Below are 15764 nucleotides of genomic sequence, written 5' to 3'. Positions count from 1 at the left end.
GCAAACGCCAATGGGACCGGAAGCATGACAGACTTCCGGATTGATGCGGGAATTACAGGCAAGTTACCGGGGGAGTCAAGCAGATGCGGCCAGAAGCGATGTGCTCACCGATTTTTCGGCCCCGAAAGCCGGACGAACGTGCAATCGCAAGTCCACATCTTGGTGCGAGATGGCGGCGCCCCATGCGCGGGAGAGGGCGCCGCACTCTCGTTTCAGGCCGCCCGTGCCAGAGCCTCGATGGCGCCTTGTGCCTTGCTCAGACTGGCATCCGCGTTGATCGCCAGCTGGTCGGCGGCCACGAGGGTCACATCGGTGATGCCGATAAAGCCGAGGATGTGCTGGAGGTAGGTACTGGCAAAGTCGATTTCAGAGCCGGCACCCGTTCCGCCGGAGGCCATTGCGATGATCGCGCGCTTGCCGGTCAGAAGGCCCTCCGGGCCGGTTTCCGTATAGCGGAAGGTCACGCCGGCGCGGGCGATCTGGTCGATCCACGCCTTGAGCGCTGCAGGCAGACCGAAATTATAGACGGGAAGGCCGATCACGATGGTGTCCGCCTCTTGCAGTTCCGAGATGAGCGCGTCGGAGCCGGTCAGCTTTTCGACCTGTGCCTCGGTACGGTCGGCGGCGGGGGTGAAATTGGCATTCACCCAGGTCTCGTCGATCTGTGGAACCGGGGTTTCCGCCAGATCGCGGCGCAGGACCCGCGCATCCGAATGGACGTTGACAATGCGCGCCGTCAGATCGCGTGTGACAGAGCCTTGGCGGCGGGCCGAGGCATCGATATGAAGAAGGGTCTGTGTCATGGTTTGATCATCCTGAATCAAGGAGGGGGTCTGTGATGACTGACATCGGCTTGTGCCTGATCAAACTCAACAGTAGCATCCGAACATGAATTGTTGGCAGGCGCACAGATAGATGGTTGCGAGCATGGACAATTGGGATGAGATCAAAACCGCCTATCAGGTGGCCCGACTTGGCACGGTCAGCGGTGCAGCCGAGGTGTTGGGCGTGCATCATGCCACGGTGATCCGGCATATCGACGCGCTGGAAGGCAAACTTGGCGTGAAGCTTTTTCAACGCCACGCACGCGGCTACACTCCGACAGAGGCCGGGCTCGACTTGCTGCGGGTGGCACAGGCAACCGACGATCAGTTCGGACAGCTTGAAGGGCGGATCAAGGGGCGCGGAAGCGAGGTTTCGGGTGAGCTTGTGGTCACCTCACTGACGTCCCTGTCGCCGCTTCTGTCGCCTGTTCTGGCGGAGTTTCAGGAGGTGCATCCCGGTCTCGTCGTGCGTTATCTGACCTCTGACCGGGTGTTCCGGCTCGAATATGGTGAAGCGCATGTGGCCCTGCGCGCGGGCTCGAAGCCGGAACAGCCCGACAATGTGGTGCAACCGCTGGCCTCTCTTCCCGTGGGACTTTATGCCAGCGCCGCCTACGTGGAACGGCATGGGCTGCCCTCTGGTCCCGACGCGTTCGCCGCGCATCGTTTCGTCGCGGATGACGATCCGAAATCGCGGGCGCCATTCCTGAAGTGGCTGCACGAACAGGTGCCGCGCGAGAATGTCGTGTTCCGCGCCACCGATGCGCGGGTGATGGAATACGCCGTTCTGGCCGGGGCCGGGATAGGGTTTCTGCCGCTCTGGCTGGCCGATCAGCACAAGGATCTGCACGAGGTGATGCCGCCGCAGGAGGATTGGCAGGGGCCGCTCTGGCTCGTGACCCATGTGGACCTGCATCGCACCACCAAGGTTCAGACCTTTCTGAAGTTCCTGAAGTCCGCGGCAGAAGATTGGGAGTGCAAATGACGCGCGAGACGCTCGCGCATCTGGCGATGCTTCTGATGTCGGCAAGCGTCGCGGGGTCGTTCTCGCTCGGTGCGCTGGCGGCGAACGAGATCTCGCCGGTCGCTCTGACCGCCGTGCGGTTCTGGCTTGCGGCGGGCGTGATCGCAGGGGCCGCTATGGCCACGACGGGCCTGCCACGAAAGGCGGCGCGTGCCCCATGGCGATATCTGTTGCTGGGCGGTCTGTTCTCGATCTATTTCGTGCTCATGTTCGAAGGGCTGAAAACCGCGCGCCCGGTGTCGACATCCGCTGTTTTCACCCTGACTCCGGTGCTGGCGGCGGGCTTTGGCTATCTGCTCCTGCGCCAAAGAATGACGCGACGGATCGCACTGGCCCTCGCGATCGGGGCAGTGGGGGCCCTTTGGGTGATATTCCGTGCCGATTTCGCCGCGTTCCTGCGGTTTGAGGTCGGACGTGGCGAGGCGATCTTTTTCGTGGGCTGTGTGGCTCATGCCTTTTATATCCCGCTGGTGCGGCGCCTGAACCGTGGCGAGCCTGCGATTGTCTTCACGTTCGGGACGATTGTCGCCGGTGCGCTCGTTCTCACCTTGGTGGGCTGGGGAGAGTTGCGGGCGACGGAGTGGACCGCGCTGCCCGGCATCGTCTGGATCGCGCTGGCCTATCTGGTCGTGTTCGCCACGGCGCTGTCCTTCGTTTGTGTCCAGTTCGCCTCGTTGCACCTGCCGGCGGCCAAGGTGATGGCCTATACCTATCTGATTCCAAGCTGGGTGACGCTCTGGGAGATCGCGCTTGGACATGGCGCGCCCGGACCGCTGGTTTTTGCCGGAATCGGACTGACGGTGGTGGCCCTCGTGTTGCTTCTCAAGAACGAGGATCGTCCGGCGTCCCATCGCGAAACTCACTCTCCAGAAACCGCTCGAACGCATCGAGGTTGACCGGCTCGAACTGCCCGAAGCCCTGCATCCAGACCGATGCCGCACGCAGCGCATCGGGTTCCAGCTTGCACCATTTCACGCGCCCACGCTTTTCCTGACTGATGAGCCCGGCGCGGGTGAGGATGGTCAGATGCTTGGAGATCGCGGCCAACGACATCTCGAAAGGATCGGCCACATCGGTCACGGCCATGTCATCCTCCAGCAGCATGGAGAGGATGGCGCGCCGCGTTGGGTCGGCCAGCGCGGCAAAGGCGATGTCGAGGTCAGTATTCATCGAATGTCCATTGGCAGGATCGGCTTCCATGGTCAACCTTTTGGTTGAATATGCTCAACCTCCGGAATCAGGCCCAACAGGGCCGACAGGGAATCGTTGTTCCCCACGCCCGGCAGGATAATGTGCTGGTATTCAAAGGCTTAGGGGTTGGCCAGAGCAAGATCAGGGACGCTTGACTCGGAACTGTCCACGGCATAGCACTACGCCAGCGTCCTGAGGGGGCTTTTGCGTGACCGATCCAGAGAAAGAGAAGCGCCTGGCGCAGCTTGAAGAGCGGATCGAGGCGGCCAAGAAGGCCCGGGCACCGAAACCCCACATGGAGGAGCACTATTCTCAGGCGCATCTCGCCTGGCGTATGGTGATCGAATTGGTGGCCGGTCTCGGGATCGGTTTTGGCATAGGGTACGGGCTGGACAGCCTTCTGGGGACGATCCCGCTCTTCCTTGTGCTGTTCACATTGCTGGGTCTTGCGGCCGGGGTGAAGACGATGCTCCGCAGCGCGCAGGAAATCCAGTCGAGAAAGCAGGCCGAAGAGGCCGAGAGAGACGAGAGGGACTGAACCGTGGCAAGCGACACGCAAGGTGCAGAGAACGCAGGCGGTGGCCTTGAATTCCACCCGATGGATCAGTTCATCATTCAGCCGCTTTTTGGCGGCGATGTGGTGCACTGGTACACGCCGACCAATGTGACGCTTTGGATGGCGCTGTCGATTCTGGCCATCTTTGCCCTTCTGGTCCTTGGCACATCGCGCCGCGCCATCGTGCCGTCGCGCAGCCAGTCGATCGGCGAATTGGCCTATGGCTTCGTCTACAAGATGGTCGAGGATGTCGCCGGCAAGGACGGTCTGAAGTACTTCCCCTATATCATGACACTGTTCATGTTCATCGTGACCGCGAACTTTCTTGGCCTGATCCCGACAGCCTTCACCACCACGTCGCATTTCGCCGTCACCGGGGTTATGGCGCTTATGGTGTTCTTCTTCGTCACCATCCTGGGCTTCGTGAAGAACGGGTCGGCCTTTCTCGGCCTGTTCTGGGTCAGCTCCGCGCCACTGGCGCTGCGCCCGATTCTGGCGATCATCGAGTTGATTTCCTACTTCGTCCGCCCGGTCAGCCATTCCATTCGTCTGGGCGGCAACATGATGGCCGGCCACGCCGTGATCAAGGTGTTTGCCGGGTTCGCCGGACTTGCCGTGATCTCACCGCTTTCGGTTGTGGCAATCACCGCAATGTATGGCCTGGAGGTGCTGGTGTGCTTCATACAGGCCTATGTCTTTACCATTCTGACCTGCGTGTATCTTAAAGATGCGCTGCATCCCTCGCACTAAGGGTCATTCCCGCACATTACTCATCGAAACTTCCAAATCGTAAGGAGATATCACATGGAAGGCGATCTCGCACACATCGGCGCAGGCCTCGCAGCAATCGGTTCCGGCGCAGCCGCCATCGGGGTTGGCAACGTGGCCGGCAACTTCCTCTCGGGTGCCCTGCGCAACCCGTCCGCCGCCGCGTCGCAGACTGCGACTCTTTTCATCGGCATCGCATTTGCAGAAGCTCTGGGGATCTTCTCGTTCCTCGTCGCCCTGCTGCTGATGTTCGCCGTCTGATCCATACGGTTCCTTACGACCGGACGGAGCCTTTTGCAGGCTCCGTCCGGGGCATGACAGGTTCCGACGGAGGAAGATATGGCAACTGAAACGCAAGACGTCGCTGGTCAGGCAAGCGAAGCTGCATCCGCTCCGGGAATGCCGCAGCTCGATTTTTCGACCTTTGGCAACCAGATTTTCTGGCTCCTGGTCACGCTGGTCGTGATCTACTTCATCCTGTCTCGCATCGCACTGCCACGCATTGCGAATGTGCTGGCCGAGCGCCAGGGGACAATCACCAATGACATCGCCGCTGCCGATGAACTGAAGGCCAAGGCTGCGGAGGCGGAACAGGCTTATGAGAAGGCGCTGGCAGATGCCCGCGCAGAAGCACAGCGGATCGTCGCGGAAGCCAAGGCCGAGATTCAGGCCGACCTTGACGAGGCCACCCGACACGCCGACGCTGAGATCGCCGCGAAAGCTGCGGAATCGGAAAAGGCCATCGAGGAAATCCGCGCCTCCGCGCTCGAGAATGTGCGCACCGTTGCCAAGGATACCGCGCAGGAGATCGTTGCGGTCTTCGGCACCAAGAAAGCGGATGCCAAGACGATAGAGGCCGCCGTCGAAACGCGGATGAAGGGATAAGAGATATGCGCAAGATTGTAACGCTCTTTGCCCTGATCGCAGCCACGCCGGCATTCGCCGCGAGCGGTCCGTTCTTCTCGCTGCGCAATACCGACTTCGTGGTGCTGCTGGCCTTCATTCTGTTCATCGCGGTTCTTGTCTATTTCAGGGTCCCGGGAATCCTTAGCGGTATGCTGGACAAGCGCGCCGCCGGTATTCGCTCGGAACTCGATGAGGCGCGGGCGCTGAGGGAAGAAGCCCAGAGCCTTCTGGCCTCCTACGAGGCCAAGCAGGCTGAGGTGCAGGAAAAGTCCGAGCGCCTTATCGCGCACGCCAAGGCCGAAGCGGAGACTGCCGCAGAACAGGCGAAAGAGGATCTGGAAAAGTCGATCGCACGCCGCATGGCGTCCGCAGATGAGCAGATCGCATCGGCCCGGGCCGCCGCTGTCCGCGAGGTGCGCGATGAGGCCGTGGGGGTTGCGATCAGCGCGGCCAGAGAGGTGATCGCAAAGCAGATGACCGCAACCGAAGCGAACAAGCTCATCGACGCGGCCATTTCGGATGTGGACGCGAAAATGCATTGATCGCGCCATCAGGTGCGTGATGGAATGACCCCGGCCCCGCGCCGGGGTTTTTTCGTTTGGAATGGGGCACGCGTCAACCTGACAGGCGGGCTATTGTTGGGGGCTGGCCGCGGGCCTTCGTCTGTTGGCAGTTCCGAACTGCAATGAACCTTCACACGTGCCGACAAATGATTGCGGCGCCTCGGTTGCCCGAAGCGCCGCAATGGTCGTCTTGTTGAAAGAGCGCAGATAAACCTACGCGCGCCCTGACCGCACAAACATCAGGCGAGGTCGAAACGATCCGCGTTCATCACCTTTGTCCACGCGGCAACGAAGTCACGCACGAATTTTTCCTTTGCATCGCTCTGCGCATAGACCTCTGCCACTGCACGAAGCTGCGAGTTTGACCCGAAGATCAGGTCGACGCGCGTACCGGTCCATTTCGACTTGCCGCTGGCGCGATCGTGGAGTTCGAACACGTCCTCCTTGTCGGAGGCGGGGGACCATTCCGTTGCCATGTCGAGCAGGTTGACGAAGAAGTCGTTGCTGAGCGTTCCGGGCCGGTCTGTGAGAACCCCGTGCGGGGACTGCTTGTAGTTTGCGCCCAGAACCCGCAATCCGCCGACAAGAACCGTCATTTCCGGTGCTGTAAGGGTCAGAAGTTGTGCCCGGTCGATAAGCATCTCTTCTGGCGAGACAGTGTAGGCGCCGCGCGCGTAGTTGCGGAAACCGTCTGCTTCCGGTTCCATCATCTCGAATGCTTCTGCATCCGTCTGGTCCTGTGTGGCGTCCGTGCGGCCCGGCGCGAAGGGCACCTCAACGGGTTGACCGGCATCCTTCGCGGCCTTTTCCACGGCAGCGCAACCGCCCAGAATGATCAGATCGGCCAGAGAGACCTTCTTGCCACCCGATGCAGCCTTGTTGAAGGCCGACTGGATGCCTTCGAGTGTATCCAGAACCTTGCTCAACTGATCGGGCTGGTTCACCTCCCAGTTCCTCTGAGGTTCAAGCCGGATGCGGGCACCGTTGGCCCCGCCGCGTTTGTCCGACCCGCGGAAGGTCGAGGCGGACGCCCATGCCGTCTCAACCAGTTCCGAAACCGTCAGGCCGGAGCCGAGGATCTTCTCTTTCAGATCCGCGACGTCGGCGTCGTCGACAAGGGGATGATCCACTTCAGGCACCGGATCCTGCCAGATCAGGTCTTCGGCGGGAACTTCAGTGCCGAGATAGCGGGATTTGGGGCCCATGTCGCGGTGGGTCAGCTTGAACCAGGCCCGCGCGAAGGCGTCGGCGAATTCCTCGGGGTTCTCATGGAAGTGGCGCGAAATCTTCGCGTAGTCCGGATCCATCTTCATCGCCATGTCGGCGGTGGACATCATGATCGGGACCTTTTTCGAGGGATCCTCCGGATCGGGGGCCATGTCGGATTCTTCGATATTCTTGGGTGTCCACTGCCACGCGCCTGCCGGGCTCTTGGTCAGTTCCCAATCGTATTTGAAGAGCACGTCGAAATAGCCCATGTCCCATTTGATCGGGTTCGCGGTCCATGCGCCTTCCAGCCCGCTGGTGATGGCATCGCGGCCCTTGCCGCTGCCATAGGAACTGATCCAGCCAAGGCCCTGCTGTTCGATCGGGGCAGCCTCCGGGTCCGGGCCGACGTGCGCGGCGTCGCCCGCACCGTGGGTCTTGCCGAAGGTGTGCCCGCCGGCCGTAAGCGCGACGGTTTCATAGTCGTTCATCGCCATACGCTCGAACGTGACGCGGATGTCATGAGCCGATTTCAGGGGATCAGGTTCGCCGTCAGGGCCTTCCGGGTTGACGTAGATGAGGCCCATCTGAACGGCGGCCAGGGGATTCTCAAGCTCCCTGTCGCCCGAATAACGGCTTTTTGGATTGTCGCTTGTAGCGAGCCATTCGTCCTCGGCGCCCCAATAGATGTCTTCCTCCGGCTCCCAGATGTCGGCACGTCCGCCGCCAAACCCGAAAGTCTTGAAACCCATCGATTCCAGTGCGCAGTTGCCGGCAAGAATCAGCAGGTCCGCCCAGGAAATCTTGTTGCCGTACTTCTGCTTGATCGGCCACAGAAGACGCCGCGCCTTGTCTAGATTGGCGTTGTCGGGCCAACTGTTGAGTGGCGCAAACCGCTGCGAACCCGAGCCGGCGCCACCACGACCGTCTGCCGTGCGGTAAGTGCCCGCGCTGTGCCATGCCATACGGATGAACAGACCGCCGTAGTGGCCATAGTCGGCGGGCCACCAGTCTTGGCTGTCGGTCATCAGAGCGTAGAGATCTCTTTTCAACGCCTCGAGATCGAGTTTCTTGAACTCTTCGGCATAGTTGAAATCCGCATTCATTGGATCGCAAAGCGCAGAGTTCTGGTGCAGGATCTTGAGGTTCAACTGCTCAGGCCACCAGTCGCGATTCGTCCTGACACCAATATTTGTTGCCCCATGCATCACTGGGCATTTCCCGGCATCATTTCCGTCCATCATTTTCTCCGATTCTGGCTGTGTTGAGTGACATTGCCTTGCGGCATTGGTCATGACTGATCTGCGAGATGGTGACCCTGAATCGCGTCGGGCCCGAATGGGTGAAGGTCTTCGTGTCTGTCCTCTGAGCAACGCTGTTTTGCAGAACACAGAATCGACGTGACACTGACGACTCCTCCCCCTCTTCATCCTCTATTCTGACCTATCAAACTCGAGTGATAATGGTAAGTTGAATCTTCTGATCAAGATAATAGGGTTTTCTTATGAGCGGGCCCACGAAGACGACAGATGCACCCGAAGTGGGAAGCTGGAACGTGGTGGGGCCGGATCAATCACGCGGCCGCAGGACCATCTGAGTCTGGAGAACGATCGCAGCAATTTTTCCGTCGCTTCGGGTTACCGTGGTTTGCCAGACCATCGTGCTGCGGCCCTTGTGAAGGGGCACCGCGACGGCATTTGCGGTATCCCCAAGGGCGACTGGACGAAAGAAGTTCGTCTTGCTTTCAAGGGTGGAAGTACCTTCCCCGTCCGCCAGATTAAGAAAGGTGGCAGTGCCTCCAAGGTTGTCGGCCAGCGCCATGATGGCCCCGCCATGCAGTGTCCCGTTGCGGTTGGTCAAGGGCTCGGTCACGACGAGTGCAGCTTCCACCCGGTCGGGACTGGCACTTGTGACGGTCAGCCCGATAAGTCGGGCGAAAGGCGGTTGATCGTATGCGATTTCAGAGATGCGGGGTTGGTCGGTCATATCGGCCTCGAACAATTGGGGCTATAGTATTGCCGCAGAGCGTTGCGGTGGAAACCTGCGCGGCGTTCCTGTTTTCACGACGCGATCAGGCGCGCATCCCAGTGTCCGTTGTTGACTGACTGCCGGACAAGCTCAAGCAGAACATCGCGGATCGTTTCCGTGGCGAAGGTCGGCGGACGAGAGGACAGATGGCACAAATAGAGGGTTCTGGATAGTTCCGGCTCAATGATGGGTCGTGCGTTGACCACACCGGCGGCAAGCTGATCCTGCATGAACAGACGGGTGCCGATAACGCATCCAAGCTGCGCCTCCAGCGCGCCCGCGATGGCCTGAACGGAGTTCATTTGCAAACGTGCCCGCGCTTCGATCTTCTTCAACAGGGTAACATCGTCCATGATAGCGCGGGCCGATACCCCCTGACGCAGCAGGATGATCGGCAGTTCGAGCAGTTTTTCGAATGTGATCGGGGCCTCGGTGTCACCGATAATCTGCGGACTTCCGACACAAACCATGCGCTCTTCCAGAACCGGCACCGCCCGCAGAGAGGAATCCTCAGGCGGGTTGTAGACCAGTGCCATGTCGATATCAGAGGCCATCAGGTGCGGCAGCGCCGCGCCCGACAGGCTTTCGCTCAGGACGAGTTGTACATCCGGAAAATCTGTCATCACGCGCCGCACGAATTCGACACCGATCGCCTTGACCGCTGAAAAGGACATGCCGACCGCCACGGTGCCGCTGATGTTCTCCCCGGCGGCGCGCAGGTCCGTTTCGGCGGAATCCATTGCCCGCAGGATCAGCCTTGCGTGATCATATAACCTCAGACCGGCGGCGGTGGCCTGCATCCCGCGCGGTTTGCGTTCGAACAGGGTTGTGCCAAGCTCCGCCTCAAGCTGAGAAAGATGATGGCTCAGCGCCGATCCCGCGACCCGAAGGTAACTGGCCGCTTTCGTGAGCGAACCCTGCTCGAATATTGCAGCGAAATAACGAAGCTGGCGGGAGTTAAGCATACCATTATCCATACTGCTGGCGGGACGCGTTCAGGGTATTTCATGACAACCGGCCTGACCATGCCCGGAAGGAAGAATCCGCCACCCCTTTCCCCTCGCAACGTCTGCCCTCATACTATCGACCAAGAGCATGATTTAAGAGGGCGGTATGGCATTTGCATCAGTACGCGGCTGGATTGGGGGGCTCGCGCTGGTGATGCTTCCACTGGAGGCTCCTGCGAAGGAAGTTCGAAGCTATATTTTCGGCAACAGTCTGATTCACCACGATACCGACACTGACGAGACGACGGTGCCGCATTGGATCGGCGTTCTTGCCCAGACCGCCGGACATGACTACCGAGTGGATGGACATTGGGGGTTCCTGCGCAATTTCGCTGCCGATCTGCCTCCGCCCGCGAACTGGACCTACTCAGGCACCCCGCGGGCCTGGACGCGCTCGTATCGGACATTCGGGCAGGTCGGATATGACACGATCATGATCAACCCGGCCAATTTCATACAGAACAGGGCTGCCGACCGTCCCTATGATGGGGAGAAGCCCGACGGGGCGTCGCCACTCTCTGCCACGCTTTCGCTTTTTGACTGGGTCGCCGCGGAAAGTGAAAACGTCCCGCGCTTCGTGATCTACGAGGGTTGGTCCGACTTGGGGGCGTTCTCACAGCGGTTTCCGCCGAACGCCCGCGCCTTGCGACGCTATTATACCTTTAACGTGGGCGAGTATCATGACTGGTATGTTGAATATCGTGACCGAATTCGCGCAGCCCGTCCCGGATACCGGGTTACGCTTCTGCCGGTGGCCAGAACTCTGGCCGGGTTTCTGGGTCAAGGCGGGATGCTGGAGAACCTTCCGCCCGAAGCGCTTTATACCGACAATGCACCGCATGGCACGCCGACTCTCTACTTCCTGGCCGCTTTGATCTCTTATGCGGGACTGTTTGATGAAGCCCCTCCCGCCGAATTGACCTTACCGGACACGATCCACGCAAAGGTTCGGGACAATTACGCGGCCTTGCGCCAAGTCATCGCCGATGTGTATTCGATATCCGACAGCGCCCGCGCCACGACAGTCCCTGCCGCGACCGAAACGGCGCGGAAGAACAACGCCGCATCCCATGATGAGGCCGCGGAACCCGCATTGGGCCTGCGCAACCCACCCTTGGCGATGGGATTGAACGGGATCACTGACTGGTCGGTTCAGCACCCCTTTCTCGATCGAATGAAGAGTGCGCGCACATGGATTGGCCACCTGCCGGGGCGATGGGGAGGCGTTTCCACTCAGGAGCTTTCCGAGGGCGGGCATCTGGATGAGAACGGTTGGCTGCGGTCAATTCCAGAGCGGGTTGACCGGGTGGAGGCACTGATTCTGACAGATCAGCTTCCAGAAGAGCCCGGACTCGCTGGACGCTACCGCATGACCTATGAGGGCACGGGCGATATTGCGGTAGGCGGACGTGGACGTACCATCAGTCGTGAAGACGGCGAACATTGGTTTGAGTATCAGCCCGGAGAAGGGGCAGTGGCGGTCGCGATCCGCACCACCGACCCTGAAGGCACCGGCGATTACATCCGCAACATTCGTATCCTCCATGAAGATCAGATACCGCTTTTCGAGGCGGGAGCGGAGTTCAACCCGCGTTGGATCGAAAAGATCGCAGATCTGCGCTCGCTGCGGTTCATGGACTGGATGCAGACCAATGGCTCCTCGGTGAAGGGGTGGGAGGATCGTCCGACGACCGCCGACTACACCTACAAGCGGCGCGGTGTCCCGGTGGAGGTCATGGTCCGGCTGGCCAATCTCGTTGGTGCCGATCCATGGTTCTGTATGCCACATCTGGCCGACGATGACTTTGTGCGCCGCTTTGCGGATTATGTGCGCGATAGCCTTGACCCCAAGCTCAAGACATATGTCGAATATTCCAACGAGCTGTGGAATTTCATCTTTCCGCAGGCGCAATGGGCCAATACTCAGGCTGCCGAACGTTGGGGGGAGGGCGCGGCACCCGATGCATGGGTGCAGTATGCAGGTATGCGCGCAGCCCGCACCATGAGGCTGTGGTCGGACGTCTATGGCGAAGCGGCAGAGGAACGTCTGATACGGGTTCTTGGGGTTCATTCCGGCTGGCCTGGGCTGGAATCTGGGATGCTTGACGCGCCGCTCTGGCAGGCCGAGGCGCCGGGAAATGGCGCCCCCGCAGAGGCGTTTGATGCCTATGCCGTGACCGGCTATTTCGGTAGGGAACTGGGCGGAGATGATCACGCGCCGCAGATCCTCGACTGGCTGTCCGAGGAAGAGGGGGCACTGCGTGACGCGGGCCGTGCTGAAGGGCTGGAACACCGGGTGCTTGATCTCTATGTCGAAGAGCGGCGTTTTGCCTCCGTGGTGCCCAAGGTCGCGAAACTGCTCCGCGAAGGCTCTGTTCGGGAGCTCATTCTTTCAAGTTGGCCCTACCATGCGCGCACGGCAAGGGCGCGCGGGTTGCAGCTTGTGATGTATGAGGGCGGCACTCATGTGCTCGGTCATGGTGCCTGGGGCGATAGCGCGACGCTTTCGGAGTTTTTTCAGCACCTCAACTACACTGACGAGATGGCTGCGATATACGCCGAACTGCTGAAGGGCTGGCGCGAGGCGGGCGGGACGCTTTTCAACGCATTTGTGGACGTGGCGCGCCCCAGCAAATTCGGAAGCTGGGGCGCCTTGCGCCACCTCGGGGATGAAAACCCGCGCCATGGCGTGCTCATGGCGTACAACCGCGAGACCTCTGCCTGGTGGGAAACCCGCGCGCCGGATACGTTCACTCATGGCGCATTGATGCACGGCACGGACGGTCCCGACCGCATCGTGGGCACCCCGAAACGAGATATCATTCTGGCCGGGCCGGGTGATGACGAGCTATATGCGAGCGGGCCTGACGACCTTCTTCATGGAGGAGAGGGCATGGATCATGCGATCCTGTCGGGCCGGTTCGAAGACTACGACTACCGCCGCGCGGATCGTCGTCTGATCGCGGTTTCCCCGAAGGCCCGCGTGTCGATGTTTGCGATCGAGACCTTTTCATTTTCCGAAGAGCCGGATTTTGTCCTGTCTGTCGCGGATTTCTTTTAGCCGGGCGCCATGCACTCAAGCGCATGGCACCCGGCGTTTCTTGCGGGTGCCGTCTCCGGCCCCATGGATGGGATAATCGGGTGAACGCTCCGGTTCAGCTATGGATCGCGCCGTCGCCGCAGGCCAGCGCGGCCTCCCGGACCGCCTCGGAATAGGTTGGATGCGCGTGACAGGTCAGCGCCACGTCCTGAGCCGAGGCGCCAAATTCCATCGCCACGCAAAGCTCGTGGATCAGATCGCCGGCTCCGGGGCCGATGATAGCGGCCCCCAGAATGCGGTCGGTTTCCTTGTCGGCGATGATCTTCACGAAGCCGTCGGCCTGTGCCACCGCCTTGGCACGGGCGTTGCCCATGAAGGAAAACTTGCCAACCTTGATGGCGCGGCCCTCCTGCTTGAGCATCTCTTCGGTCTGGCCCAAGGTGGCAACCTCGGGCGCGGTGTAGATCACGCCGGGGATGACATTGTAGTTCACATGGCCATGTTTTCCGGCGAGAACCTCTGCCAGCGCCATGCCTTCATCCTCTGCCTTGTGGGCAAGCATCGGACCTTCGATCACATCGCCTATGGCGTGGACGCCGTCAACGCTTGTGGCCCATTTCCCGTCCGTGGCAATCTGGCCGCGGTCGGTCAGTTCCACGCCGAGCGCGTCCAGCCCGAGCCCTTCAGTCACGGGTCTGCGCCCCGTGGCGACAAGCACCACATCGGCGTCAAGCGTGATCTCTTCATCGCCCTTCTTGGGTTTGTAGGTGACTTTTGCCTTGGTCTTCAGGGCCTCGACAGATTGAACGGCGGCGCCGGTGATTATCTCAAGTCCCTGCTTTTCAAGAATTTTCCGGAAGGATCTCTGAACATCCTTGTCCATTCCCGGGGTGATGGCGTCCATGTACTCCACCACCGTCACTTCGGTGCCCAGCCGTGCGTAAACCGAGCCCATTTCCAGCCCGATGACACCGGCCCCGATCACCACCATCTTCTTGGGGACCTTGGAAAGCTCCAGCGCGCCGGTGGAGGAGACGACGACCTTTTCGTCAATCTCGACGTTGGGGATCGACGACGCCTCGGAGCCGGTGGCGATGACGATGGAACGTGCGGTATGGGTGTCATCCCCGACCTTCACCTTGCCCGCCTCGGGAATGCTCGCCCAGCCCCTTATCCAGTCTATCTTGTTCTTCTTGAACAGAAATTCAATGCCGCCGGTGTTCTGACCAACGACCTTGTCCTTGTAGGCGCGCATCTGTTTCCAATCGACCGAGGGCGATTTTCCCTTCAACCCCATGTCGGCGAAATTGTGCTCTGCCTCGTGCAGCAGGTGGGTCGCGTGCAACAGCGCCTTGGAGGGGATGCAGCCCACGTTCAGGCAGGTGCCGCCAAGCGTTTCGCGCCCCTCGACCACGGCGGTTTTCAGGCCGAGCTGGGCGCAGCGGATGGCGCAGACGTAGCCGCCGGGGCCCGCGCCGATGATGATGACGTCATATTGGGACATGGGTCAATTTCCTTCGATTTGGGACGTCGGTATCACGTCGGTATTGTGTCGGTATCACGTCGGTGGCGAAAGGGGGAAGTGACGGCGGGGCGCTGCCCCCGTCGCCGCGCTGCGGCGGCTTTCCCCGGCGTATTTGGACAATGGTGAAGTCATGCCAGCGCCGCCAGAAGCATCAGCGCGGTGGCGAGAAACCCCACCCCCCAGATGAGAGAGCGCCACGGCACCCAGCCGAAAGCATAGGCGGGCACATAGAGAACGCGGGCCGCAAGGTAGGTGTGGGCGCAGGCCGTGGTGAAGGGGGTCGAGGCGTCCGCGAGCGTGACCACAACGCAGGCGATGGTGAAGAGGATCAGCCCCTCGAAATGATTGGTCATTGCCCGATGCAGGCGCGCGGTGCGGCGCGAGACCTGCTCCATCAGCGGTTTGCCCGGCCGATCGGCGTCGCGCGGCGAGAGTGTCTTGCCGGGGCCGAGTTCAAGGTTGGCGGGGATCGCCATGAGAACGACCTGAAGCACCTGAAGCAATGCGGCGAGGGTGAGGGCGGTGAGTTCGGGGGTCATTTTGTCAGCCGATAGATTTGATAAAACTTGCTATTAGACCGCCAGTGAAGTTCCCAACTCTAGCATAGCTTGCATGACCTGCGCTCACATTTTCAACCGCTTCCGACAATTGCATTTCCGCATCCGCGATTCTCAATTTTTGACCCAAAACGCTCATGCCGTAAGAGGTTAAAACAGGTTGAAATACAGTTCCTGCAGCAACATTGGCCAACTCCCGGCTAATCTCTCGATATCTAATTGTCACATCCCGCGTGATTATACGGTCGTTTCTTGAAGATTTCTGGTTTCTGGCGATGCCAGTCCTTGAGCGCGTCGATGGGCGTTCGGCCCTTGAGCACTGATTGCGGGAGCTGGCCATTATAGAGCCGGACATAGCGAAGGATGGTCTGTTCCAGGTCTTCTCCGCTGCGGAACCGGTGGCTCTGCAGGACATCTTCGATCCGGCCGTTGAAGCGCTCCACCATTCCGTTGGTCTGTGGCCGCATCGGTGGGGCAAGGCGGTGCTCGATACCGAGATCGGCGCAGAGCCGGTCGAACTCGTGGTTTCCAGTGGCGGCGCGTTTTCGCAGGCCGAAGAGCCTGTCGGT

At 60.5% G+C, this 15764-nt stretch carries 17 protein-coding genes; 8 read left to right on the top strand and 9 right to left on the bottom strand.

Annotated elements, in window-relative coordinates; translation table 11 throughout:
• Positions 1-212: 212 nt before the first annotated feature.
• Entirely contained in the window at positions 213-803 is a 591-nt protein-coding gene (locus BMW66_RS00080; protein WP_093114933.1) for an FMN-dependent NADH-azoreductase, read from the bottom strand.
• 124 nt (positions 804-927) lie between these two features.
• On the opposite strand from BMW66_RS00080, the gene BMW66_RS00075 reads away from it, so the two are divergent.
• The gene (locus BMW66_RS00075; protein ID WP_093114932.1) at positions 928-1809 is read left to right on the top strand and encodes a LysR family transcriptional regulator; all 882 of its coding nucleotides are present in this window, start codon (positions 928-930) and stop codon (positions 1807-1809) included.
• A complete protein-coding gene (locus BMW66_RS00070) occupies positions 1806-2744 on the top strand; it encodes a DMT family transporter (protein ID WP_093114592.1) in 939 nt (312 codons plus the stop codon). The genes BMW66_RS00075 and BMW66_RS00070 overlap by 4 nt, the downstream gene beginning before the upstream one ends.
• Here the strand turns inward: BMW66_RS00070 and BMW66_RS00065 are convergent.
• A complete protein-coding gene (locus BMW66_RS00065) occupies positions 2671-3018 on the bottom strand; it encodes an ArsR/SmtB family transcription factor (protein ID WP_093114931.1) in 348 nt (115 codons plus the stop codon). The two genes, BMW66_RS00070 and BMW66_RS00065, sit on opposite strands and share 74 nt — an antisense overlap.
• 229 nt (positions 3019-3247) lie before the next feature.
• Between BMW66_RS00065 and BMW66_RS00060 the strand changes: the two genes are divergently transcribed.
• The 5 genes from BMW66_RS00060 (at position 3248) to BMW66_RS00040 (ending at position 5811) form a co-directional block, all read left to right on the top strand.
• A complete protein-coding gene (locus BMW66_RS00060) occupies positions 3248-3577 on the top strand; it encodes an AtpZ/AtpI family protein (RefSeq protein WP_093114591.1) in 330 nt (109 codons plus the stop codon).
• A gap of 60 nt (positions 3578-3637) precedes the next feature.
• Entirely contained in the window at positions 3638-4345 is a 708-nt protein-coding gene (locus tag BMW66_RS00055; RefSeq protein WP_093114930.1) for a F0F1 ATP synthase subunit A, read from the top strand.
• 54 nt (positions 4346-4399) lie between these two features.
• On the top strand, positions 4400-4624 hold the full coding sequence (locus BMW66_RS00050; protein WP_093114590.1) for a F0F1 ATP synthase subunit C: 225 nt from the start codon (positions 4400-4402) through the stop codon (positions 4622-4624).
• A 78-nt stretch (positions 4625-4702) separates the two neighbouring features.
• Positions 4703-5248 carry a F0F1 ATP synthase subunit B' gene (locus BMW66_RS00045; protein WP_093114589.1) on the top strand — a complete coding sequence of 182 codons (546 nt, stop codon included), beginning with the start codon at positions 4703-4705 and terminating at the stop codon, positions 5246-5248.
• A 5-nt stretch (positions 5249-5253) separates the two neighbouring features.
• Positions 5254-5811, top strand: a complete 558-nt coding sequence (locus BMW66_RS00040) for a F0F1 ATP synthase subunit B (protein WP_093114588.1) — start codon at positions 5254-5256, stop codon at positions 5809-5811.
• A 260-nt stretch (positions 5812-6071) separates the two neighbouring features.
• Here BMW66_RS00040 and katG read toward each other — a convergent pair whose 3' ends face one another.
• From katG to BMW66_RS00025, 3 genes are all read right to left on the bottom strand, one after another.
• The gene (katG, locus tag BMW66_RS00035; protein WP_093114929.1) at positions 6072-8279 is read right to left on the bottom strand and encodes a catalase/peroxidase HPI; all 2208 of its coding nucleotides are present in this window, start codon (positions 8277-8279) and stop codon (positions 6072-6074) included.
• Positions 8280-8607: 328 nt separating this feature from the next.
• Positions 8608-9024 carry a PaaI family thioesterase gene (locus BMW66_RS00030; RefSeq protein WP_093114928.1) on the bottom strand — a complete coding sequence of 139 codons (417 nt, stop codon included), beginning with the start codon at positions 9022-9024 and terminating at the stop codon, positions 8608-8610.
• A gap of 74 nt (positions 9025-9098) precedes the next feature.
• Positions 9099-10031, bottom strand: a complete 933-nt coding sequence (locus BMW66_RS00025) for a LysR family transcriptional regulator (protein WP_093114587.1) — start codon at positions 10029-10031, stop codon at positions 9099-9101.
• A gap of 148 nt (positions 10032-10179) precedes the next feature.
• Between BMW66_RS00025 and BMW66_RS00020 the strand changes: the two genes are divergently transcribed.
• Positions 10180-13134, top strand: coding sequence for a hypothetical protein (locus tag BMW66_RS00020; RefSeq protein ID WP_093114586.1), 2955 nt, complete (start codon positions 10180-10182; stop codon positions 13132-13134).
• A gap of 94 nt (positions 13135-13228) precedes the next feature.
• Here BMW66_RS00020 and lpdA read toward each other — a convergent pair whose 3' ends face one another.
• The 4 genes from lpdA to BMW66_RS00005 all read right to left on the bottom strand — a co-directional run.
• Positions 13229-14617: a dihydrolipoyl dehydrogenase gene (gene lpdA, locus BMW66_RS00015; protein WP_093114585.1), complete on the bottom strand. Its 1389-nt coding sequence runs from the start codon at positions 14615-14617 to the stop codon at positions 13229-13231.
• A 149-nt stretch (positions 14618-14766) separates the two neighbouring features.
• Positions 14767-15177, bottom strand: coding sequence for an MAPEG family protein (locus BMW66_RS00010; protein WP_093114584.1), 411 nt, complete (start codon positions 15175-15177; stop codon positions 14767-14769).
• A 4-nt stretch (positions 15178-15181) separates the two neighbouring features.
• Complete coding sequence (locus tag BMW66_RS19950; RefSeq protein ID WP_217639275.1) at positions 15182-15388, bottom strand: hypothetical protein; 207 nt, start codon at positions 15386-15388, stop codon at positions 15182-15184.
• A gap of 22 nt (positions 15389-15410) precedes the next feature.
• Positions 15411-15764, bottom strand: a 354-nt coding sequence (locus tag BMW66_RS00005) for an integrase core domain-containing protein (protein WP_139196094.1), incomplete at its 5' end; no start/stop codon positions are given.

Source organism: Salinihabitans flavidus (genome assembly GCF_900110425.1).
Taxonomy (GTDB): Bacteria; Pseudomonadota; Alphaproteobacteria; order Rhodobacterales; family Rhodobacteraceae; genus Salinihabitans; species Salinihabitans flavidus.
This window is presented reverse-complemented; position numbering and strand designations above follow the sequence as displayed.